Origin of the sequence: Catenuloplanes japonicus (assembly GCF_000717135.1) — a bacterium.
Lineage (GTDB): Bacteria > Actinomycetota > Actinomycetes > Mycobacteriales > Micromonosporaceae > Catenuloplanes > Catenuloplanes japonicus.
Map to the genome: position 1 here is coordinate 24,343 of NZ_JNXY01000033.1, position 22,029 is coordinate 46,371.

Below are 22,029 nucleotides of genomic sequence, written 5' to 3' on the forward strand. Positions count from 1 at the left end.
GACCGCCACCGTGACCCGCCCACCGCGACCGTGACCGCCATCGCGACCGCGACCCGCCCGTCCTGACCGGGACCGCGGTGTGCCCGCGCGGAACCGGTGCCGGACCTGCCGGGATAATCGGTGGTTCAGGATGATCGCGAGGATGGGGTGGCGCGTGGAGGGTCTGGTCGTGGTGGACAAGCCGGGTGGCATGACGTCGCACGACGTCGTGGCGCGGATGCGGCGCCTGGCGAAGACGCGCCGGGTGGGGCACGGCGGCACCCTGGACCCGATGGCCACCGGCGTGCTGGTGATCGGCGTGGGGCGCGGCACGAAGCTGCTGACCTACGTCACCGGCGCGACGAAGAGCTACGACGGCACGATCCGGCTCGGGCAGGCGACGGTCACGGACGACCGCGAGGGCGACGTGACCGCGACCGTGCCGGCCGGGCACGTGACGGACGAGGAGATCCGGGCCGCGCTCGCGACGTTCGAGGGCGAGATCGACCAGGTGCCCAGCTCGGTGAGCGCGATCAAGGTGAACGGCGAGCGCGCCTACAAGAAGGTGCGCGACGGCGAGGAGGTCACGCTCGCGGCGCGGCGGATCACCATCTCCCGGCTCGCCGTGCACGAGATCCGCCGGTCCGGAGAAGACGGCGACGTGATCGACGTGGACGTGAGCGTGAGCTGCTCGTCCGGCACGTACATCCGGGCGATCGCCCGTGACCTGGGCACGCGGCTGGGCGTCGGCGGGCACCTGACCGCGCTGCGCCGCACCGAGGTGGGCGGCTTCCCGCTGGCCGAGGCGCTGACGCTGGAGCAGCTGGAGGAGCGTTCGCCGGACGTGGTGTCGCTGCCGATGCCGGAGGCGGCCCGGCGCTGCTTCCCGGTCCGCGAGGCCACGGCGGAGGAGGCGCGCACGCTGTCCCACGGCGGCCCGCTGGAGCGGGCCGGCATCGACGGGCCCTACGCGGTGATCAGCGCGGAGGGCGCGCTGCTGGCCATCGTCAGCGAGCGCGACGGCAAGGCCCGCCCCGAGATCGTCCTGGCCCCGGCCTAGAAACGTCAGTGCGGCAGGTTGCTGGCGATCACGGTGACCAGGTCGGCCGCGGCGTAGGGCTTGTCGAGGAAGCCGTCGCAGCCGGCCTCCAGCGCCGCCGCCCGGTCGCTCGGCAGCACGCTCGCGGTGAGCGCGATGACCCGCGGTTTCTCCGCCACGTCCGCGAGCTCGCTCGCCAGGTCGAGGCCGCTGCCGTCGGGCAGGTTCATGTCGAGCAGCACCACGTCGACCGGGTCCGGGCTGTGCAGCACGTCGCGTGCGGCCGCGAGGCTGCCGGCCTCGACCAGCCGGGCGTCCCGGACCTCCGGGTCGTCCGCGCGGGCCAGCACGGCCCGTACCAGCACGCGGTTCAGCTCCTCGTCCTCCACCAGCAGGATTCGTGCGGTCATCGGTCACCCCGTTCGCCGTTGTCGGTCTCGTGGCGGCGGGCGGCGGCGGTGCCGCTGGCCAGCGCGACGAGGTTGTCCCATTCCTCGGTGCCGTGGATGGCGCGGGCGAGGAGCTTGCCGGTCATCTCGGTGGTGCCGCCGGCCGCGGCCGAGGTGGAGGCGAGCGCGACGACCGGCACGTCCGCGTTCGCCGGGTCGTCGTTGAACGCGGCCAGCAGCGAGAACCCGTCCAGGTCCGGCATGCGCAGGTCGCAGACGATCAGGTCGAAGTGCTGGTTGCGGCTCATCTCCAGGCCCTCGTGCGCGTCGCCGCAGGAGTACACCTCCGCGCCGGCGGTGCGCAGGCTCTCCTCGACCGAGTGCCGGCTCTCCGCGTCGTCGTCGACGACGAGCACGGTGGGCTGCTCGGTGGGACCCGGGAAGATGTGCCGGGCGAGCGAGCCGACCAGCTGGTGGTCCGCGACCGGTTTGACCAGGAAGTCGGCCGCGCCCATCGCGATGCCGGCGTGGCGCTCGTCGACGACGGAGATGAACAGCACCGGGATCGTGTTGAGCAGCCCGTCCTGTTTCAGCTCGCGGATCACGGCCCAGCCGTCGATGCCGGGCAGCACCACGTCGAGCAGGATCGCGTCCGGCGGGTTGAGGCGTGCCGCGTGCAACCCGGACTCGCCGGTGGCGGCCATCTCCACCAGGTAGCCGGCCTTGACCAGGTAGGTGCGGATCAGCTCCGCGGACCGCTGGTCGTCCTCGATCAGCAGGATCCGGCCGCGCTCGTGCGCCTGTGGTGCCGCGACCACGGTGTCCGCGGCCACGGCGGCCTCGGTGGCGTCCGGCAGCGTGACCGTGAAGCGGCTGCCCTCGCCGAGCGTGGAGACGAGCGTGATGTCGCCACCGTGCGCCTGGACCAGCCGCCGGGCCAGCGCCAGGCCGAGCCCGGTGCCGGCCTGGTGGTGGGCCCGGTCGCCGACCTGCTGGAACTCCTCGAAGACGCGCGGCTGGTCCTCCTCGGCGATGCCGATGCCGGTGTCCGCGACGGAGAGCGCGACCATGGGCCGGTCCGTGTCCTCGGTGAACGTCGAGGCCTCCAGCGTGATGGTGCCGCCCTCGGGGGTGAACTTGATCGCGTTGGAGAGCAGGTTCTCCAGGATCTGCCGGAAGCGCAGCGCGTCCGCGCGGACGGTGAGCTCCGGCAGCCGGCAGTCGATGGTCAGCGACTTCCTGTCCGTGAGCGGGCGGAGGCCGGTGAGCAGTTCCTTCGCGGCGGTGTCCACGCGCAGCGGCGCCGGGTGCAGGTCGATGCGGCCGGCCTCGACCTTGGCAAGGTCCAGGATGTCGTTGATCAGGCCGAGCAGGTGGCGGCCGCTGTTGTGGATGTGGTCCACCCAGTCCGCGGGCACGGTGCGGCGGTCCTCGATCGGCTTCTCGCCCCGCATCAGGTCGCTGAATCCGATGATCGCGTTGAGCGGGGTACGCAGCTCGTGGCTCATGTTCGCCAGGAAGTCGCTCTTCGCCTGGCTGGCCGCGGAGAGCTGGGCGACGGACGCGGCCAGCTCGTCGGAGAGCCGGCGCTGCTCCTCGGTCATCCGCCGCTGCTGGGTCAGCACGTCGCCGCGCTCGGCCAGCACGCCCGCGTGCCCGCCGAAGTCGGCCAGCATGCGCAGGTCGTCGTCGCTGAACAGGCCGCGGTACCGGTGGAAGATCAGCACGGCACCGGTCTCGTGCGGCGGGATCCGGATGGCCAGCGTGGTGAGGTGCCCGCGTTCGCCCTGGTCCGCGTAGTGCATGGCGAGCAGCGGTTGCGCGCTGCGGCGGAACCGGGGCACGGAGGAGAGCGAGACCGGCTGCGGCGCGTTGATCAGGTCGTCCAGGTCGCCGCTGTCGAACCCGGTCAGCGGCGCGTCGGCCTCGCCGGCGTAGGCGGTCTGCTCCAGGTGCCCGTCGGTCTTGCGGACCACCACCGCGACCGCGTCCGCGGCCGACTCGGCGCGCATCATCCGGGCGTACCGCTGCCAGATCTGTTCCTTGGTGTCCGTGGCCGGCGAGTTGAGCAGGCGCACGGTGGCCTTCTGGAGCGCGATCGCGGACCACATCCGGCGCAGCCAGGCCGGGGGCAGGAACGCGGCCGCGTACCCGATCCCGCAGACCGCGGCGAGCACGCGGGCGGCGGCGGAGAACGGCGAGGTGCCCACGGTCCTGGCCGCGAACAGCCCGGCCAGGCCCATCAGCACCACCACGCCGGCGAACGCGATCGTGGAGCCGGCCGCGATCCCCAGCCGCACCTTGGAGGAGCCGGTCCGTTTGCGTGCCTCGGAGACGAGGTAGATGCCGGGGACGGTCTGCGCGATCGCGAAGAAGGCCATCGTGACCATCAGCAGCGGCCGCCGGTCGGGGGTGCCGGCCGGGATCTTCAGCAGCGCGACGCCGATCGCCAGGCCGCCGGCCAGGACCGCCACGGTCAGCTCCCGGCGGACCGGGCGCAACATCGAGATCAACCGCATGGTGAGGTACGGCTGAAGGAGTATCACCGGCAGGTACAGCCAGCTCAGTGGCAGCCGGCCGCCCGTCGGCGGGATCGGGTGCGTCACCCGGGTCACCGCGTCGATCACGAAGATCGCGGTGGGCGCCGCGAAGAGCATCGTCACCTTGTGCTGCAGCGGGTCGGGGCGCCGGACGAGGTGGTAGAGGACGCGCAGGAAGAGCGCCGCGAAGAGTACTTCCGCCGCGATCACCAGCATTTGATTACTCTCCAGCTTCATATCAATACGCACTGTAGTTGGGCTGGGTAGCGGCGCCGGGCGTTTGCCGTCAGAGATCGTGGGAACCGCGCGCACGCCGTACCCACCGAGGTCCTTAATGTGGGTTTATATGGTGGAATATCGGAATGGCCAATCCTCAGCCGGCACCCGAAAGCCCGGAACGCGATGCCAAGAGCGGGCATCACGCTCCGGGCTTTCGGGACCAGGTCCGGCAGGACGCCCATGACCTGGCCAACCTGCTCGGGATCGCCGCCAACTACCTGCAGTTCCTCGAGGAGGATCTGGACGATGAGGGCGGCGCGGACGAGGTGCGCGCACACATCGCGCGGATCAGCACGGCGGTCGACCGCGCGACCGAGGTGACCCGCCGGCTGAGCGCGGCCGCGGCCGTCACCCCCTCCTGACCGCACCGGCGTGCCTGCTTAGGCTGGTGGCCATGCAGCGGTGGCGGGGTTACGACGCGGTTCCGGGCGGCTGGGGCCGATCGGTCGTGACGATCGGGGTCTTCGACGGCGTGCACCGTGGCCACCAGGCCACCATCGGCGACACCGTGAAGCGTGCACGTGACCTGGGCGTCCACTCGGTCGTGGTGACGTTCGACCCGCACCCCTCCGAGGTCGTGCGGCCCGGCTCGCACCCGGCCGTGCTGACCGGCGCCGCCCGCAAGGCCGACCTGATCGAGGCGCTCGGCGTCGACGCGCTCTGCGTGGTCCCGTTCACCCAGGACTTCTCCCGGCGCAGCCCGGAGGAGTTCGTGCACGAGGTGCTGGTCGAGCACCTGCACGCGGCGCAGGTTGTGGTGGGGGACAACTTCCGGTTCGGCCACCGCGCGGCCGGCGACGTGGAGCTGCTGCGACGGCTCGGGCGCACGTTCGGCTTCGCGGTGGAGGACGCGCCGCTGATCTCCGCGGAGGAGGGCACGGTCTTCTCCTCCACCTACATCCGCGCCTGTGTGGACGCGGGCGACGTCGCGGCCGCGGCCCGCGCTCTCGGCCGCCCGCACCGGCTGGAGGGCGTGGTGGTCCGCGGCGACCAGCGCGGACGCGAGCTGGGCTTCCCCACCGCGAACCTGTTGACCGACCGGTACGCAGCGATCCCGGCCGACGGCGTCTACGCGGGCTGGCTGGTCCGGCGGGACGAGCGGCTGATGACCGCGGTGTCGATCGGCACGAACCCCACGTTCTCCGGCACCGAGCGCCGCGTCGAGGCGTACGCGCTCGACTTCGACGGTGATCTCTACGGCGAGCGGCTGGCGCTGGACTTCACGGCACGGCTGCGGGAGACGCGCGCCTACGCCGGCATCGAGCCTCTGGTGGCGCAGATCACCGAGGACGTCGCCCAGGCGAGGGACCTGCTGACCGAGGCCTGAGCGGACCGGTTGCGGGCGGTGGTGGTACTGCTTGCTGGTAGTGTGGGTGCGACGCCGGGTCTCCGGCGTTTCGCGCCGCTTGCCTGCTCGACGCCGCGGGCGGCGGTTCTGCGACAGTTTCGCACCGACAGGATTGATTGAATGGCGCTCGATCAAGAGCAGAAGAGCAAGATCCGCGCGGAGTTCGCGACCGTCGAGGGCGACACCGGTTCCCCCGAGGTTCAGGTGGCCGTGCTCACCAAGCGGATCGCGGAGCTGACCGAGCACCTCAAGGTGCACAAGCACGACCACCACAGCCGTCGTGGTCTGCTGCTGCTGGTCGGCCGCCGCCGTCGCCTGCTCAACTACGTCCAGAAGAAGGACATCGCCCGCTACCGGACGCTCATCGAGCGCCTCGGCCTGCGCCGATAGCTTCTTCGACGGGCGGCGGTCATACCGCCGCCCGTCGTTTCACAAACCACAGCTGGGCCCGCTACTGACCACCGCCGGTCAGCGCACCGGTCCTCGGTAGTGGCCTCCGGGCCGGCGTTCGACGCCGCACCCGGGCGCTTCGATCGAAGACCGGCCGACTGAGCAGTTGTCCCCACAGCGGACAGCGCCCCCGGCGCGGTGGTCGTGGCCCACGACCGATTGGAGTGCAACACCGCTTATGACCGAGCAGAACACTCTCGGCACGAACCACAGCAAGGCCGTGATCGACAACGGCGCCTTCGGCACCCGCGAGATCACCTTCTCGACCGGCAGGCTCGCCAAGCAGGCCGCCGGCTCCGTCATCGCCCAGCTCGGCGAGACGGTCGTCCTCTCCGCGACCACGGCCAGCAAGCAGCCGAAGGAGCACTTCGACTTCTTCCCGCTGACCGTCGACGTCGAGGAGCGGATGTACGCCGCGGGTCGCATCCCCGGCTCGTTCTTCCGTCGTGAGGGCCGGCCGAGCGAGGACGCGATCCTCACCTGCCGCCTGATCGACCGGCCGCTGCGCCCGTCTTTCACCAAGGGCCTGCGCAACGAGGTCCAGGTCGTCGAGACGATCCTGGCGCTCGACCCGGCCCACCCGTACGACGTGGTCGCCATGAACGCCGCGTCGCTCTCCACCAAGCTGTCCGGCCTGCCGTTCAGCGGCCCGATCGGTGCGACCCGCGTCGCGCACATCGACGGCCAGTGGGTCGCGTTCCCCACGCTCGAGGAGCTGGAGCGCGCCACCTTCGACATGGTCGTCGCCGGTCGCACGCTGCCGGACGGCGACGTCGCGATCATGATGGTCGAGGCGGAGGCCACGCCGCAGGCGGTCAAGCTGATCGCCGCCGGCGCCACCGCGCCGACCGAGGAGATCGTGGCGAGCGGCCTCGAGGCCGCCAAGCCGGCCATCCGTGAGCTCTGCCGCGCGCAGAGCGAGCTGGCCGACGTCGCCGCGAAGCCGGTCGCCGAGTTCCCGGTCTTCCTGGACTACCAGGACGATGTGTACGAGGCAGTCTCCACCGCCGCGCGCGGTGAGGTCGCCGAGGCGCTGAAGATCGCCGGCAAGGCCGAGCGCGAGGAGTCGCTCGACCTGGTCAAGGCGAAGGTCGTCGAGCAGGTCGCGCCGCAGTTCGAGGGCCGGGAGAAGGAGATCTCCGCCGCCTTCCGCTCGGTGACCAAGTCCGAGGTGCGCAACCGGGTGCTCCGCGAGCAGGTGCGCATCGACGGCCGTGGCCCGCGGGACATCCGCCCGCTGTCCGCCGAGGTCGGCGTGCTGCCGCGCGTGCACGGCTCCGCGCTGTTCGAGCGTGGCGAGACCCAGATCCTGGGCGTCACCACGCTGAACATGCTCCGCATGGAGCAGGCGCTGGACACGCTGGCGCCGGAGAAGTCCAAGCGCTACATGCACAACTACAACTTCCCGCCGTACTCGACCGGTGAGACCGGCCGGGTCGGCTCGCCGAAGCGGCGCGAGATCGGCCACGGGGCGCTCGCCGAGCGGGCGCTCGTGCCGGTGCTGCCGAGCCGCGAGGAGTTCCCCTACGCGATCCGGCAGGTCTCCGAGGCGCTGGGCTCCAACGGCTCGACGTCGATGGGCTCGGTCTGCGCGTCCACGCTGGCGCTGCTCTCCGCGGGTGTCCCGCTGAAGGCGCCGGTCGCGGGCATCGCCATGGGCCTCATCTCCGACGAGGTCGACGGCAAGACGCAGTACGTGACGCTGACCGACATCCTCGGTGCCGAGGACGCGTTCGGCGACATGGACTTCAAGGTCGCCGGCACGCCGGAGTTCGTCACCGCGCTGCAGCTCGACACCAAGCTCGACGGCATCCCGTCGGACGTGCTGGCCGCCGCGCTCCAGCAGGCGAACGAGGCTCGCGCGACGATCCTCGCCGTCATGCAGACCGCGATCGAGGGTCCGGGCGAGATGTCCGACTACGCCCCGCGGGTCACCACGGTGAAGATCCCGGTCGACAAGATCGGCATGGTCATCGGCCCGAAGGGCCAGACGATCAACGCGATCCAGGACGAGACCGGCGCCGAGATCTCCATCGAGGACGACGGCACGATCTACGTCGGCGCGACCAACGGGCCGTCGGCCCAGGCCGCGGTCGACCGGATCAACGGCATCGCGAACCCGACGCTCCCGAAGGTCGGCGAGAAGTTCCTCGGCACGGTCGTGAAGACGGCCGCGTTCGGCGCGTTCATCTCGCTGGTCCCCGGCCGCGACGGCCTGCTGCACATCTCCAAGGTGGGCAACGGCAAGCGCGTCGAGAAGGTCGAGGACTTCCTCAACGTCGGCGACAAGATCGAGGTCCAGATCGCGGACATCGACGCGCGCGGCAAGATCTACCTGGACAAGGTCCGCGCCGAGGGCGAGGAGGCGCCGGCCGAGGCCGACGCCGGCGCGCCCCGTGGTGACCGCGCCCCGCGCGGTGACCGTGGCGACCGTGCCCCGCGTGAGCGTGACGGCGAGGGTGGCAGCGAGGGTGACAACCCGCGTCGCCGCCGGACCCGCCGCGACTGATGACGAACCCCGCCCAGCGGGGCGCTGACCCACTGGGCGGCACGGTCAACAAGACCGTGCTGCCCAGTGGGCTGCGCATCGTCACCGAGTCCATCCCGACCGTCCGCAGCGTGTCGATCGGGATCTGGGCAGCCATCGGCTCCCGCGACGAGACGCCGGAGCTCTCCGGCGCGTCGCACTTCCTGGAGCACCTGCTCTTCAAGGGCACCGAACGACGCTCCGCGATGGACATCTCCGCCGAGATCGAGGCGGTCGGCGGCGAGACGAACGCGTTCACCGCCAAGGAGTACACCTGCTACTACGCGCGCGTGCTGGACGAGAGCCTGCCGCTCGCGATCGACGTGCTCTGTGACCTCGCGGCCAACTCGGTGCTCGCCGACGCGGACGTGGAGACCGAGCGTGGCGTGATCCTCGAAGAGATCGCCATGCACGACGACGAGCCCGGCGACCAGGTGCACGACATCTTCACCGAGCTCGTCTACGGCGACCATGCGCTGGGCCAGCTCATCTCCGGCACCGAGCAGACCATCGGCGCGATGACCCGCGCGCAGATCCAGGCGTTCTACCGTGAGCGGTACACCGCGCCGCACCTGGTGATCGCGGCCGCAGGCAACCTCGACCACGAGGCCGTCGTCGCCCGGATCACCGCCGCGCTGGCCGGCTCGCCGCTGGACGGCCCGCCCGCCGCGCCGGCCACCCGCCGCCCGTCCGGGCCGGAGCCGGCCTACGCGTCACCCGCGCGCACGGTCGAGCCGAAGGACACCGAGCAGGCGCACGTCGTGCTGGGCGCGCCCGGCCTGGCCCGGCTCGACGACCGCCGGTTCGCGGCCGCCGTGCTCAACAACGTGCTCGGCGGCGGCATGTCCAGCCGCCTCTTCCAGGAGATCCGGGAGAAGCGCGGCCTCGCCTACTCGGTGTACTCGTACACCACGCAGTACGCGGACTCCGGCCTCTTCGCGGTCTACGCGGGCTGCGCGCCCGGCAAGGTCGAGGAGGTGCTGGCGCTGTCCCGTGCGGAGCTGGCCCGGGTCGCCGGGACCGGCCTCACCGCCGAGGAGCTGGACCGCGGCAAGGGCATGACCAAGGGGGCGTACGTGCTGGGCCTGGAGGACACCGGCTCCCGCATGACCCGCCTGGCAAAGGCCGAGTTGCTCTACGACGATCTGCTCCCGGTCGCGGACTACCTGCGGCGTGTCGACGCGGTCACCGCCGCCGAGGTGGACGCGATCGCCGCCGACCTGCTGACCCGCCCGCACTCGCTCGCGGTCGTGGGTCCGTTCGACGAGGAGACCGAGTGGTGATCAGGGTAGGCGTCACCGGCGCCCGCGGCCGGATGGGCGCGGAGGTCTGCAAGGCGGTCACCGCCGCCGAGGACCTGGAGCTGACCGCCGAGATCGACGCCGGCGAGCCGCTGGACAAGGCCGCCGGCGCGCACGTGGTCGTGGACTTCACCACGCCCGACGCGGTCATGGAGAACCTGCGCTGGTGCATCGGCCAGGGGATCCACGTGGTGGTCGGCACCAGCGGCTTCGACGAGGAGAAGTTCGCGCAGGTCCGCACGTGGCTGGCGGAGAAGCCCGGCGTCGGCGTGGTCATCGCGCCGAACTTCGGCATCGGCGCGGTGCTGATGATGGAGTTCGCGGCCAAGGCGGCGAGGTACTTCGAGTCGGTCGAGATCATCGAGCAGCACCACCCGCGCAAGCTGGACGCGCCGAGCGGCACCGCCATGCACACGGCCCGGCTGATCGCGGCCGCGCGTGCCGAGGCGGGCCTGGCCGCGATGCCGGACGCGACCAGGGACGAGATCCCCGGCGCACGCGGTGCGGACGTCGAGGGCGTCCGCGTCCACGCGGTCCGCGCCACCGGCCTCGTCGCCCACCAGGAGATCGTGTTCGGCGCGCTCGGCGAGACGCTGACCATCCGCCACGACTCGCTGGACCGCGCGTCCTTCATGCCCGGCGTCCTCCTCGCGGTCCGCGAGGTCCTCGGCCGCCCCGGTCTCACCGTCGGTCTGGCCGACCTGCTGTAGGTCTTGTTCTCCGGGCCCTGTCTCCGTGTGAGGCAGGGCCCGGAATCATGTCCGGCCGCGGCCGGGGGAGAAGCAGAAGATCAAATTCTTGATCTTCCCGCTTTCGCGGTGGTTGCGGTCCGCATGCTCCCGCGGGCACCGGTCGTCGCTGGCGCTCCTCCCTTGCGGTTCCGCCGCTGGTCCCGGAAAACCTGTCCGGGGCTCTGCGTTTCGGCATGGAGCTCCTGGCCCCGCTCCGGAAACCCGCCCCAGCGACGGGGCGTTTCCGCACCGGCAAGGACCTTGAGTCCCGTTTATTGGAAAAATCTTCTCGGATAATGGGAGAGCGATCAGGGGCGGGCGCCCGGAAGCGGCCGACCGCCTCGGCCCGCACGGGTGTGCCTGAGCACGACGGGACCGGCTCCTCGCGTCGTGCGGAGCGCCGGCGGAGCCCGGCGCGAGGTTTGCCCGCGGGAGCAACGCTGCCGGACCACGCCGGAAGCGGGAAAGCAAGGTCTTGATCTGGGTTGTCGGCTCTTGATCGGTGTGGATGCCGGTGGGGAGACGCGGGCTGGGGCGTCGCGTGAGCAGGCTCGGGGTCTGGGGTCGTCCCCAGGCAAAGCTCAAGTGGGGTCTGGAGTCGTCCCCAGGCAGGTTCGAGCGTCAGAGCGGGGCGTCGGCCAGGGAGACGTGGAGGCGGAGCTGGGGGATCAGCAGGTCGTCGACGTCTAGGGCGCGGGAGGCGCCGTCGGGCTCCCAGCCGGCGGAGCCGAGGAATTTGCGGGTGGCCGCGTCGGCGTCGTAGGCCCAGGCGATGCCGGTGCCGAACAGGTCCTCGCGCCACAGGTCGATCGTGGCGGCGAGCAGGCGGCTGCCGTGGCCGCGGCGGCCCCATCGGGGCTCGACCAGCAGGTCGGTGACGGCGGCGACGTCGGGGCCGAGTGTGTCGGGAGTCTCGTCGGGGGCCAGTGCCTGGTCATCGGCCGGGCCTGCGGCGGCGAATCCCACCAGATACGATGCTGCCGCCTGTTCGACAGCGACCAGCACCCGGTGCCGGGGGGTTGGCGGAGATTCAATGGACTCCTGCCAGCGCTCCGTCAGCCAGGTGACGTCGAGCGAGTCGAGCACCTGCCTGGGCAGCAACCGGCGATATGCGACCCGCCAGGTCGTGAGCTGGATTCGCGCTATCTCACCGGCGTCCTGCGGGCCGGCCGGCCGAACGTACCCAAGTGCCATGGTTGGCTAGCGTACGTGGAGACACATCAACTCTGGGGGACTCTTCCGATGCGGACGCTCTGGCGGGTCGCCGCCGTGGTCGTGCTCGCGGTCGCCGTCGGCGCCTTCGACCTGTTCACCAGCGAGCGGCACGGCTTCTTCGACCTGAAGGTGTACTGGGGTGCGCTGAATTACTGGTCGAATCACGGCGGCATGATCTACGACTACCTGAACCCGAACACGCTGTACGGGTTCACGTACCCGCCGTTCGCCGCGCTCGTGATGCTCCCGATGGCCTGGGTGCAGTGGGAGACCGCGATCAGGATCAGCGTGGTGCTGACCGTGATCGTGTCCTCGGTGCTGGTGTGGTGGATGGCGCGTCCGATCTCGCAGCGCCAGGGCTGGTCGCCCTGGTTCACGTTCGCGATCGCGGCCTGCATGGTCGCGGCGTTCGAGCCGATGCGCGAGACCGTGAACTTCGGCCAGGTCAACATGCTGCTGCTGTTCCTGGTCGCGGCCGACGTGCTGTTCCTGCTGGCGCGCAAGAGCCCGTGGGCCGGCGTCGGCATCGGCCTGGCGACCGCGATCAAGCTGACGCCCGGCGTGTTCATCATCTACCTGCTGGTGACGAAGCGCTGGCGCGCCGCGATCACCTCGATGGCCACGGCCGCGTTCGTGACGCTGATCGCCGGCCTGATCGCGCCGAACGCGACCCGCGAGTTCTGGACGTCCGCGCTGCTCGACACGGACCGCGTCGGCCAGCTCGGCTTCATCTCCAACCAGTCGCTGCAGGGCGTGGTCGCGCGCGTGTTCCTCGGCGACATGAAGCCGGTCTGGGCCGTGCTGGTGCTGATCACGCTGGTCTACTGGGGCTGGCGCAGCCGGAAGGCCGCCGTTGCCGGCGACGAGCGCGCGGGCCTGGCGCTGACCGCCGTGGTCGGCTGCCTGATCAGCCCGGTCACCTGGGTGCACCACCTGGTGTGGCTGCTCCCCGCGCTGTTCCTGGTGGCAGGCGCCGGCTTCCGGGAGACCGGCCGCCGCAAGTGGGTGCTGCTCTCGGTCGCGTTCGTGAGCTGGGCGATCCTCTGCAGCCGGCTGGTCTGGCTGTGGCGGTTCGACAACACCGGGTGGGGCCTGCCGTTCGTGTTCGGCAGCTCCTACATCTGGATCAGCATCGTGCTGCTCGTCCTGATCCCGATCGAGGCCACCGCGAAGAGCGAAGAGCCCAAGACCGAAGATCAGGCCGAGGGTACGGAGAAGGACAGCAGCAGCCCCTCACTGGTCGCCTAGAACTGTCGGGAATTGCCGGTAGCGTGCCCTCTCGATGGCACTCTCCGACGAACTCTCGCTCGCCCAGGCGCGGCGCATCACGCTGGCCGCGCAGGGCTTCACCGACCCCGCTCCGGGCGGGGCGGTCACCATGCGGCATCTGCGGCGCGTGCTCGGCCGGGTCGGTCTGCTCCAGATCGACTCGGTCAACGTGCTCCAGCGCGCGCACTACCTGCCGCTCTACAGCCGCCTCGGGCCGTACCCGACGGATCTGCTGGACCGCGCCTCCGCCCGCGCGCCCCGGGCGCTCTTCGAGTACTGGGGGCACGAGGCGTCGCTGATCCCGGTCGAGCTGCACCCTGCCCTGCGCTGGCGGATGGAGGCCGCGCACACGTCCGCCTGGGGCGGCATGCGGCGCATCGCGGTCGAGCAGCCCGCGCTGGTCGCCTGGGTACGCGACGAGGTCCGTGCCCGCGGTCCGCTGACCGCGGCCGAGATCGAGCACGACGCACCGCGCGAGACCGGCAACTGGGGATGGAACTGGTCCGTCGTCAAACGCGCGCTGGAGTGGCTGTTCTGGACCGGCGAGGTCACCTCCGCCGGGCGTAACTCCGCGTTCGCCCGCCTCTACGACCTGCCCGAGCGGGTGCTGCCCGCCGCGGTCGCCACCGCGCCGGCGCTGTCGCCGGAGGACGCGTACCGGCAGCTGGTCGCGATCTCCGCCCGCGCGCTCGGCGTGGCCGCGGAGCCGGAGCTGCGCGACTACTTCCGGCTCCCGGTCGCGGGCGCCCGCCGGGCCGTCGCGGAGCTGGTGGAGGGCGGCACGCTCCGTCCGGTCCGGGTCGAGGGCTGGAACCGCCCGGCCTACCTGCACGCGGAGGCGCGTCTGCCCCGACGGGTACGCGCGAGCACGCTGGTCAGCCCGTTCGACCCGCTGGTCTGGGAGCGGGCGCGGGCCGAGCGGCTGTTCGGCTTCAGCTACCGCATCGAGATCTACGTGCCGGCCCCGCAGCGCCTGTACGGCTACTACGTGCTGCCGTTCCTGCACGGCGAGCGTTTCGCCGGCCGCGTCGACCTCAAGGCGGACCGGAAGGCGGGCGTGCTGCGTGTCCCCGCGGCCTGGCGCGAGCCGGACGCGGACGAGGCGGAGACCGCGGTGGCGCTCGCGGCCGAGCTGCGCCGGCTGGCCGGCTGGCTCGGCCTCACCGAGGTGGCCGTGCCGGACCGAGGCGACCTGGCCCGCGCGCTGTCCGACGCGCTCGAGGCGGGACCCGCCGCCGCCCCGGCCCCCGTCGTCGCCACCGGTACCGCCGCGGACGGCTGAGCCCCGAGACGGCCCCGCACGCTTGCTCCGTCGTCGGCTCTCGATGGATACGCTGCCCGGAATGAGATGGGTGATGCGGGTCGGCGCGTGGTCGGCCGCCGGTGTGCCGCTGGCGCTGCTGCCCGAGCCGTTCCCCTGGGCGACGCCGGCCGCGTGCGGCGTGATCGCGGTGGCACTCGTGGCCGGACGCCGGTATCCACTGATCACCGCGCTGGTCGTGCTCGCGGTCAGCGCGGCCGACTGGCGCCTCCTGCCCGCGGTGATGATTCTCTTCTGGCAGGCCGGCCTCCGTGCGCCGGCCCCCGGTCCCGGGGATCGGCGCGCCCCCGCGGTCGCCGCCGGGTTCGCCCTCGCGGTGGTGGCCGGTGTCCGGATCGTGGTGTCGCAGGGCGCCGGGCCGTACACCTGGCTGCTCTGGATCGTGGTCGTGGTGGTGTGCGGGGTCGCGCCGATGCTGGCCGGGGGCTACCAGCGGTTGCGCGGTGAGCTGGAGCAGTCCGGCTGGGACCGCGCCGACCGGCTGGAACGCGAGCGTCACCTGGTGTCCGCCAGGGCCCGCGCGGCCGAGCGGGCGCGGATCGCGCGCGAGATGCACGACTCGCTCGGTCACGAGCTGAGCCTGATCGCGCTGCACGCGGGGGCGCTGGAACTGGCGGCGGACCTCGATCCCCGGCAGCGGGCGGCCGCGTCCGAGGTCCGGGCGGGCGTGAGCACGGCGGCGGAGCGACTCGCGGAGATCGTCGGACTGCTCTGGGCGGAGGATCCGGAGCGGCGTGTCGAGGATCTGATCGTGCGTGCCGCCGACGCGGGGGTGGCGGTCACGCTGTCGATCGAGGACGAACCGGGGGACTACGAGGCGGCCTACGTGGTGGTGCGGGAGGCACTGACCAACGCGGCCAAGCACGCGCCCGGCGCGCCCGTCGAGGTTCTGCTCCGCCGTGATTCCGTGGTTGTCCGGAACGCGCCGCCGCCGGCTCGGACCGCCCCGGCCTCCGGCGCCGGCAGCGGGCTTGCCGGACTGCGAGAGCGGGTGGGCGGCCTGCGCGCCGGGCCGGCACCGGACGGCGGCTTCGAGGTCGTCGCCCACCTGTCCGGCCACGCCGGGCCGCCGGGCCGCCCGGGGCCGACGGAGGCCGGGGAGCCGCCGCGCGGGAACCCGGCGACCGCCCTGCGCCACCGCACCGGCCGCGGCCGCACACTCGCGGTCGGCGCCCCCGCCGCGCTCGTCCTGGCCGTGGTGGGCACGCTGATGGCGCTCTACGCCTACGACAGCGGCACCTCCCGGCTCGCTCCGGCCCAGTTCCGCGCGCTCCCGCTCGGCGCCGCCCGCGTGGACCTGGCCGGCCTGCTGCCCGCCCGCCAGGTCCCGGAGCGCCGGGAGCGGGCCGGGCCGGCCGGGACCGACTGTGAGTACTACCGTTCCTCGGCCGGCCCGGTCCCGCGGCCGTTCGACGTCTACCGGCTCTGCTTCCGCGACGGGTCGCTGGTCGCGAAGGACGTCCTGCCACCGGAATGAGGGGTGATACGTGATCAGGGTGCTGCTCGCGGACGACGAGCCGATGATCCGAGCCGGATGCCGGGCGATTCTCACCCAGGACGCGGCCGTCGAGATCGTCGCGGAGGCCGGGAACGGCCGTGAGGCGGTCGGGCTGGCCCGGCTGCACCGCCCGGACGTCGCGCTGCTGGACATCCGCATGCCCGTGCTGGACGGACTGGGCGCCGCCGCCGAGATCCGCCGGGCTGTGCCGTCGGCCGCGGTCATGATGCTCACCACGTTCTCCGAGGACGATCTGGTGGCCCGCGCGCTCGGCGAGGGCGCGAGCGGCTTCGTGCTGAAGACCGGCGACCCGCGTGACCTGATCACCGGCGTCCGCGCGGTGGCGGAGGGCGGCGCCTACCTGTCACCGGCCGTCGCCCGGCGCATGATCACCAGGGTCGGCGGCGACCTGACGCGCGGCGCGGCGGCCCGGCGGCGGGTGTCCGCGCTGACCGCCCGCGAGCGTGAGGTGCTCGGCCTGCTCGGCGCGGGCCTGTCCAACGCGGAGATCGCCGCGCGCCTGCACCTGGTCGAGGGCACGGTGAAGGCGCACGTCAGCGCGATCCTGGACCGGCTGGGCGTACGGAATCGTGTGCAGGCGGCGCTGCTGGCGTACCAGGCGGGTCTGACCGGCGACGACGGATGAGCGCGGTGACCGGCAGGACCAGCAGGAGCGCGAGCACGCCGACCACCCAGGCGCCGAACGGGAAGCCTGCCAGCACGTCGTGCGGGTAGTGCACGCCGACGAACACCCGGGAGAACGCGACCAGCGCGCCGACCGGCAGCGCCGCGAGGCCCCACCGCCAGGACAGCAGCAGGATCGCGGCGCACAGCGCGCCCGAGACCGTGGCGTGGTTGCTCGGGAAGGACCAGTCGCCGGCCGGCGGGCACTCGGCCGCGATGATCCGCACGTCGGGGAACGTGCGGCACGGCCGATCCGCGTCCAGGTAGGTCTTGGCCCACTCGCTCAGCCCGTAGGCGGTCAGCACCCCGGCGACGCCGATCGGCGCGAGCGCGGCGGTCCGCGGCCGCCCGCGCCAGGCACGTGCCACCAGCAGCAGGAACGCGGCTGCGAGGCCGATCAGGCCGAGCTCGGTGAAGTGTTTCATGAAGATCTGGAGCGCCACGGGGGTACGCCCGGCGAGCGCGACCACCTCCAGATACCAATCGCCGGAAATGTCGGGAACATCGGGAATTCTGTCGGTAAACACCACTCCGACCGTAGTCATCCGGACGCCCGCGGCCATCGCACGACGGTCAGGACCCACCCCCGACTTTCGTCAGGGGTCGCGGCGCCGTTGTAGGTTTGACCGGTCCGGCGTGAGTGCCGGGTGAGACAGGGAGACAGGCATGACCGGCGAGCCGCCCCAGGCGAGTGCGACGCCCGTCGAGGACTATCCGCCCTACCCCGCCTATCCGCCCGGTTACGTGCCGCCGCAGCCGGACCGGCTGACCCGGTTCTACTGGGCGATCTACAGCCGGACGCCGCGCTGGCTGGCCCCGCTCGGCGTGCTCGGCTGTGTGGCCACCGCGTCCGGTTACGTGCTGTGGGCCGATCCGGCCGCCGCCGACGCGTCCGCGCAGCCCACCTGCCTGGTCAAATACCTCACCGGCTTCGACTGCCCGGGGTGCGGCGGCACGCGCGCGGCGTGGTACATGCTGCACGGCGACCTCCCGGCCGCGGCCCGGCACCACGCGCTGCTGCTGTTCGTGGTCCCGTTCATCGCGTACCTCTACGTCGCCTGGGCCGGGAAGGCCTGGTTCGGCTGGCGTCTGCCCAGCTGGGAGCCGTCGTCGCGGTCGCTGATCTGGTTCCTGGCGGCCTGGGGGGTCTTCTCCGTGCTGAGAAATCTCCCCTGGGAGCCCTTCACCTGGTTCTTCGTCTAGACCGGCTAGGCTCGGTCGGATTTTTGGGAACCGAGGGGGTCACATGGCGCAGATCGTGCCGCAGCAGGTTCAGCTGATCGCGTGGACGCATTTTGAGCCTCCGGCGGATGTTCCGTGGTCGACGGACGCCGAGGGCGGGGCGGCGCTCGCCGAGTTCGCGGGCCGCGCGTGCTACCAGTCGTGGAAGAAGCCGAACCCGAAGACCGCCACGAACGCGGGCTACCTGGAGCACATCCTGGAGACCGGGCACTTCTCCGTGCTGGAGCACGGTTCGGTCAGCTTCTACTTCAGCGGGATCTCCCGGTCGCTCACCCACGAGCTGATCCGGCACCGCCACTTCTCCTACTCGCAGCTCTCCCAGCGGTACGTCCCGGAGCGCGACGCCGCGTTCGTCGTGCCCGATGCGATCAAGGACGACGCGGAGCTGAACGCGATGTTCGAGAAGGCGGCCGACGCCAGCCTGGTCGCCTACAACGAGCTGCTGGAGGGCCTGGAGGCGAAGTTCGCCGACGTGGAGAGCCCGACGCTGCGCCGCAAGCAGGCCCGTCAGGCCGCGCGTGCGATCCTGCCGAACGCGACCGAGACCCGCATCGTGGTGACCGGCAACTACCGGGCGTGGCGGCACTTCATCGCGCTGCGCGCCACCGAGCACGCGGACGTGGAGATCCGGGAGCTGGCCGTCGAGTGCCTGCGCCGGCTGACCGCCACGGTGCCGAACGTGTTCGGTGACTTCACCATCAGCAAGCTGGCGGACGGCACCGAGGTCGCGGCCAGCCCGCACGCGGAACGCTCGTAGAGATTTTTTCGAGGCGCCCCGGCCTCACGGTTTGTGGCCGGGGCGGCGGCCGGGCGAAAGAAGCGCTCTCCCGTACCCTCGATGGTTGAAAAAAGACGTGCGGGCCGGGGCCCGGAGGCGTCGAGGGCTTAAGGCCGGTCGGCGGCCGTCCGCTAGGTTGTGTGCATGACGCACGACCAGAGTGCCGCCCGCGGGTCCGACGCCCGGCGGCCATTCGGACGAGTTATCACGGCCATGGTGACGCCGTTCCGCCCGGACGGTTCGCTCGACGCGGACGGCGCGCAGCAGCTCGCCGCGCACCTGGTCGACGTGCAGCGCAACGACGCGCTGGTGCTCAGCGGCACCGGCGGCGAGTCGCCGACCACGACCGAGGCGGAGAAGGAGACGCTGATCCGGCTCGTGCGCGAGGCGATCGGCGACCGCGCCCGGATCATCGCCGGCGTCGGCACGAACGACACCGCGCACACCGTGGAGCTGGCCCGCACCGCCGAGAAGGCCGGCGCGGACGGCCTGCTGGTCGTGACGCCGTACTACAACAAGCCGCCGCAGGCCGGTCTGGTCCGCCACTTCACCACCGTGGCCGAGGCGACCGCGCTGCCGGTGATGCTCTACGACATCCCGCACCGCACCGGCATACCGATCGCGACCGAGACGCTGGTCCGCGTGGCCGCGCACCCGAACATCGTGGCGGTCAAGGACGCGAAGCAGGACCTCGCGGCCGCCTCCGACGTGCTGGCCCGGACCGATCTGGCGTTCTACAGCGGTGAGGACGCGGCGACGCTGCCCTATCTGTCGATCGGCGCGGCCGGCGTGGTCGGCACGTCGACGCACTTCGTGGGCGCGCAGACCCAGGACCTGATCGCGGCCTACGAGCGCGGTGACGTCGCCGAGGCGCTCCGGCTGCACCGGCAGTTGCTGCCGATCTACACCGGCATCTTCCGCACCGCGGGCACCATTCTGGTCAAGGCCGGGCTCAACGCCCAGGGCCTCCCGGCCGGGCCGGTGCGATCGCCGCTGGTGGATGCCACCGAGGACGAGACGGCGCAGCTACGCGCCGATTGCCTGGCCGCCGGCGTCGAGCTGACGGCATGATTAACGCACCGAGGTGATTGCATGACGCAACGTACAACCCTGTCCACCGCCCGGCACCGGGCGGTGGCGGTGTGAGCGAGGAAACCGCCGTTCACGTCCCGCCGCTGCCCAAGGGCGCTCTGCGGGTGCTTCCGCTGGGCGGGCTGGGCGCGATCGGCCGCAACATGACCGTGTTCGAGTACGACGGGAAGCTGCTCATAGTCGACTGCGGGGTTCTCTTCCCCGACGTCGACCAGCCCGGCGTGGACCTGATCCTGCCGGACTTCACGCCGATCCTGGACCGGCTCGCCGACGTGCAGGCCATCGTGCTCACCCACGGGCACGAGGACCACATCGGCGCGGTGCCGTACCTGCTCGCCCACAAGAAGGACATTCCGCTCGTCGGATCGCAGTTCACGCTGGCGCTGGTCGAGGCGAAGCTGGCAGAGCGGCGCATCGATCCGTACACGCTGACCGTCAAGGAGGGCCGGAGCGAGAAGCTCGGGCCGTTCGAGTGCGAGTTCTTCGCGGTGAACCACTCGATCCCGGACGCGCTCGCGGTCGCGATCAAGACACCGGCCGGCACCGTGCTGCACACCGGCGACTTCAAGATGGACCAGCTGCCGCTGGACGGCCGGATCACCGACCTGGCCGGGTTCGCGCGGCTCGGCGCCGAGGGCGTCGACCTGCTGCTCTCCGACTCGACGAACGCGGAGATCCCCGGCTTCGTCTCCCCGGAACGGGAGATCGGGCCGGTCATCGACGCGATCTTCGGCAAGGCGACCGGCCGCATCATCGTGGCCAGCTTCGCCTCGCACGTGCACCGCGTCCAGCAGGTGCTCGACGCGGCGTACGAGCACGAGCGCAAGGTCGCGTTCATCGGCCGCTCGATGGTGCGCAACATGGGGATCGCCCGCGACCTCGGCCTGCTGCACATCAAGCCCGGCCTGGTCGTCGGCATGGACGAGGCGATGGCGCTCCCGCCGGACGAGATCGTGCTCATGTCCACCGGTTCGCAGGGCGAGCCGATGAGCGCGCTCGGCCGGATGGCGACCGGCGACCACCGGCACGTCACGGTCGCGCCCGGCGACACCATCGTGCTGGCCAGCTCGCTGGTGCCGGGCAACGAGACCTCGGTCTACCGGGTGATCAACCGGCTCTCCCGGGCCGGTGCGACCGTGATCCACAAGGAGGTCGCGCGCGTCCACGTCTCCGGGCACTCGCCCGCCGGTGAGCTGCTCTACCTGCTCAACGTGGTCAAGCCGCGCAACCTGATGCCGGTGCACGGCGAGTGGCGGCACCTGCGTGCGCACGCCCGCCTCGGCATCGAGTCCGGCATCAAGCCCGAGCACGTGGTCCTCGCGGAGGACGGCGACATCGTCGACCTGATCGACGGCCGGGCGCGGGTGGTCGGCCACGCGCAGAACCGCTACGTCTACGTGGACGGCCTCGCGGTCGGCGACGTCAGCGAGTCGCTGCTCACCGAGCGGAAGATCCTGGGCGACGGCGGCTTCATCGCCGCGACCGTGGTGGTCGACTCCGTGACCGGCAAGGTGGTCGGCGGCCCGGCGATCTCGGCGAAGGGCTTCTCCGAGAACACGGAGGCGTTCAACCCGGTGCTGCCGCTGATCACGGACGCGTTGAACCGGGCCGCGGGTGACGGCATCACCGACCCGCACCAGCTCCAGCAGATCGTGCGCCGTGTGGTGGGGCGCTGGGTGAACGAGGCGTACCGCCGCCGCCCGATGATCGTGCCGAACGTCGTCGAAGTCTGACGTTCTCCTCGAAACGGCCGGTGCGTACGACGCACCGGCCGTTTTGCTTTCCGCTATTTGCCATACCGCAGATAGACGTATGACGATCACGGTGGGTAGCTGTTCTACTCGACGGCAGCGGGGGAACCACCTGGGGGGACGATCGGCACCCGGCGTTCGCACAGGCCGGGTGCCGGTTGGGGGGAGGCACCACCATGACCGTGTTCTATCGCGGCGCCGGGCTCGACATCAGCGACCGCACGTTCCGTACCTCGGGCCGGTCCTATGAGCTCGACGAGCTGACCGGCATTCACATCGTCCATCCGCCGCGCACGCTGCCGCCGGCGCACCGGTTGCATCTGGCCGGCGGGGGTGCGCTGCTCGCCGCCGTGGCCGCGGCCCGCCTGATGCATCTGGTGAACGGCTGGGCCACCGCGGTCGCGCTCGGCGCGGCCTGTGCCGTGCTCGGCGGCGCCTGCCTGCGGATCCGGCCCCGGCCGTGGTCGCTGCGGGCGGTCTACCGGAGCATGCCGGTGACGCTCTACGAGTCCTCGGACGCGCGCGAGTTCGGGCGGGTCCGGCGGGCGCTGGCGCGGGCCCGCGCGTTCGGCGAGAGCTGAGACCGGTGCAGACTG

At 71.7% G+C, this 22,029-nt stretch carries 20 protein-coding genes; 16 read left to right on the top strand and 4 right to left on the bottom strand.

Annotated features, from left to right (window positions below; genetic code table 11):
* The first annotated feature begins 142 nt into the window (after positions 1-142).
* Positions 143-1,039 (top strand): tRNA pseudouridine(55) synthase TruB, encoded by an 897-nt coding sequence (gene truB / locus OP04_RS37435; RefSeq protein ID WP_033344708.1) that lies wholly within the window; start codon positions 143-145, stop codon positions 1,037-1,039.
* Positions 1,040-1,044: 5 nt separating this feature from the next.
* Here the strand turns inward: truB and OP04_RS37440 are convergent, their stop codons facing one another.
* Both OP04_RS37440 and OP04_RS37445 read right to left on the bottom strand, forming a co-directional pair.
* Positions 1,045-1,428: a response regulator gene (locus OP04_RS37440; protein ID WP_033344709.1), complete on the bottom strand. Its 384-nt coding sequence runs from the start codon at positions 1,426-1,428 to the stop codon at positions 1,045-1,047.
* Complete coding sequence (locus OP04_RS37445) at positions 1,425-4,184, bottom strand: response regulator (protein ID WP_085067077.1); 2,760 nt, start codon at positions 4,182-4,184, stop codon at positions 1,425-1,427. The genes OP04_RS37440 and OP04_RS37445 overlap by 4 nt, the downstream gene beginning before the upstream one ends.
* Before the next feature lie 125 nt (positions 4,185-4,309).
* On the opposite strand from OP04_RS37445, the gene OP04_RS37450 reads away from it, so the two are divergent.
* From OP04_RS37450 to dapB, 6 genes are all read left to right on the top strand, one after another.
* Positions 4,310-4,588, top strand: a complete 279-nt coding sequence (locus OP04_RS37450) for a hypothetical protein (RefSeq protein WP_033344710.1) — start codon at positions 4,310-4,312, stop codon at positions 4,586-4,588.
* Positions 4,589-4,620: 32 nt separating this feature from the next.
* Positions 4,621-5,553 carry a bifunctional riboflavin kinase/FAD synthetase gene (locus tag OP04_RS37455; RefSeq protein WP_033344711.1) on the top strand — a complete coding sequence of 311 codons (933 nt, stop codon included), beginning with the start codon at positions 4,621-4,623 and terminating at the stop codon, positions 5,551-5,553.
* Positions 5,554-5,694: 141 nt separating this feature from the next.
* Complete coding sequence (gene rpsO / locus OP04_RS37460) at positions 5,695-5,964, top strand: 30S ribosomal protein S15 (protein WP_033344712.1); 270 nt, start codon at positions 5,695-5,697, stop codon at positions 5,962-5,964.
* Between the two features lie 238 nt (positions 5,965-6,202).
* Positions 6,203-8,533 carry a polyribonucleotide nucleotidyltransferase gene (locus OP04_RS37465; protein WP_033344713.1) on the top strand — a complete coding sequence of 777 codons (2,331 nt, stop codon included), beginning with the start codon at positions 6,203-6,205 and terminating at the stop codon, positions 8,531-8,533.
* The gene (locus OP04_RS37470; RefSeq protein ID WP_033344714.1) at positions 8,533-9,834 is read left to right on the top strand and encodes a M16 family metallopeptidase; all 1,302 of its coding nucleotides are present in this window, start codon (positions 8,533-8,535) and stop codon (positions 9,832-9,834) included. Before OP04_RS37465 ends, OP04_RS37470 begins: the two co-directional genes overlap by 1 nt.
* Complete coding sequence (gene dapB, locus OP04_RS37475) at positions 9,828-10,562, top strand: 4-hydroxy-tetrahydrodipicolinate reductase (RefSeq protein ID WP_033344715.1); 735 nt, start codon at positions 9,828-9,830, stop codon at positions 10,560-10,562. Before OP04_RS37470 ends, dapB begins: the two co-directional genes overlap by 7 nt.
* Positions 10,563-11,204: 642 nt before the next feature.
* Here the strand turns inward: dapB and OP04_RS37480 are convergent.
* The gene (locus tag OP04_RS37480) at positions 11,205-11,777 is read right to left on the bottom strand and encodes a GNAT family N-acetyltransferase (RefSeq protein WP_033344716.1); all 573 of its coding nucleotides are present in this window, start codon (positions 11,775-11,777) and stop codon (positions 11,205-11,207) included.
* Positions 11,778-11,825: 48 nt separating this feature from the next.
* Here OP04_RS37480 and OP04_RS37485 point away from each other — a divergent pair, with 48 nt between their 5' ends.
* The 4 genes from OP04_RS37485 to OP04_RS37500 all read left to right on the top strand — a co-directional run bounded on the left by OP04_RS37485 (position 11,826) and on the right by OP04_RS37500 (position 16,532).
* A complete protein-coding gene (locus tag OP04_RS37485; protein ID WP_063746797.1) occupies positions 11,826-13,046 on the top strand; it encodes a glycosyltransferase family 87 protein in 1,221 nt (406 codons plus the stop codon).
* 34 nt (positions 13,047-13,080) lie between these two features.
* On the top strand, positions 13,081-14,349 hold the full coding sequence (locus OP04_RS37490) for a winged helix-turn-helix domain-containing protein (RefSeq protein ID WP_051799686.1): 1,269 nt from the start codon (positions 13,081-13,083) through the stop codon (positions 14,347-14,349).
* Positions 14,350-14,410: 61 nt separating this feature from the next.
* Positions 14,411-15,865 (top strand): sensor histidine kinase, encoded by a 1,455-nt coding sequence (locus tag OP04_RS37495; protein ID WP_198154117.1) that lies wholly within the window; start codon positions 14,411-14,413, stop codon positions 15,863-15,865.
* A gap of 10 nt (positions 15,866-15,875) precedes the next feature.
* Positions 15,876-16,532, top strand: a complete 657-nt coding sequence (locus OP04_RS37500; RefSeq protein WP_033344717.1) for a response regulator — start codon at positions 15,876-15,878, stop codon at positions 16,530-16,532.
* Here the strand turns inward: OP04_RS37500 and OP04_RS37505 are convergent.
* The gene (locus OP04_RS37505) at positions 16,441-17,097 is read right to left on the bottom strand and encodes a phosphatase PAP2 family protein (RefSeq protein ID WP_198154118.1); all 657 of its coding nucleotides are present in this window, start codon (positions 17,095-17,097) and stop codon (positions 16,441-16,443) included. The two genes, OP04_RS37500 and OP04_RS37505, sit on opposite strands and share 92 nt — an antisense overlap.
* A 139-nt stretch (positions 17,098-17,236) precedes the next feature.
* On the opposite strand from OP04_RS37505, the gene OP04_RS37510 reads away from it, so the two are divergent.
* The 5 genes from OP04_RS37510 to OP04_RS37530 all read left to right on the top strand — a co-directional run bounded on the left by OP04_RS37510 (position 17,237) and on the right by OP04_RS37530 (position 22,014).
* A complete protein-coding gene (locus OP04_RS37510; RefSeq protein WP_033344718.1) occupies positions 17,237-17,773 on the top strand; it encodes a DUF2752 domain-containing protein in 537 nt (178 codons plus the stop codon).
* Between the two features lie 43 nt (positions 17,774-17,816).
* Positions 17,817-18,569: an FAD-dependent thymidylate synthase gene (gene thyX / locus OP04_RS37515; RefSeq protein ID WP_033344719.1), complete on the top strand. Its 753-nt coding sequence runs from the start codon at positions 17,817-17,819 to the stop codon at positions 18,567-18,569.
* Between the two features lie 165 nt (positions 18,570-18,734).
* Positions 18,735-19,661 carry a 4-hydroxy-tetrahydrodipicolinate synthase gene (dapA, locus tag OP04_RS37520; protein ID WP_033344720.1) on the top strand — a complete coding sequence of 309 codons (927 nt, stop codon included), beginning with the start codon at positions 18,735-18,737 and terminating at the stop codon, positions 19,659-19,661.
* A gap of 71 nt (positions 19,662-19,732) precedes the next feature.
* Positions 19,733-21,415, top strand: a complete 1,683-nt coding sequence (locus OP04_RS37525; protein ID WP_033344721.1) for a ribonuclease J — start codon at positions 19,733-19,735, stop codon at positions 21,413-21,415.
* Positions 21,416-21,609: 194 nt separating this feature from the next.
* Entirely contained in the window at positions 21,610-22,014 is a 405-nt protein-coding gene (locus OP04_RS37530) for a DUF6232 family protein (protein ID WP_033344722.1), read from the top strand.
* Positions 22,015-22,029 lie beyond the last annotated feature (15 nt).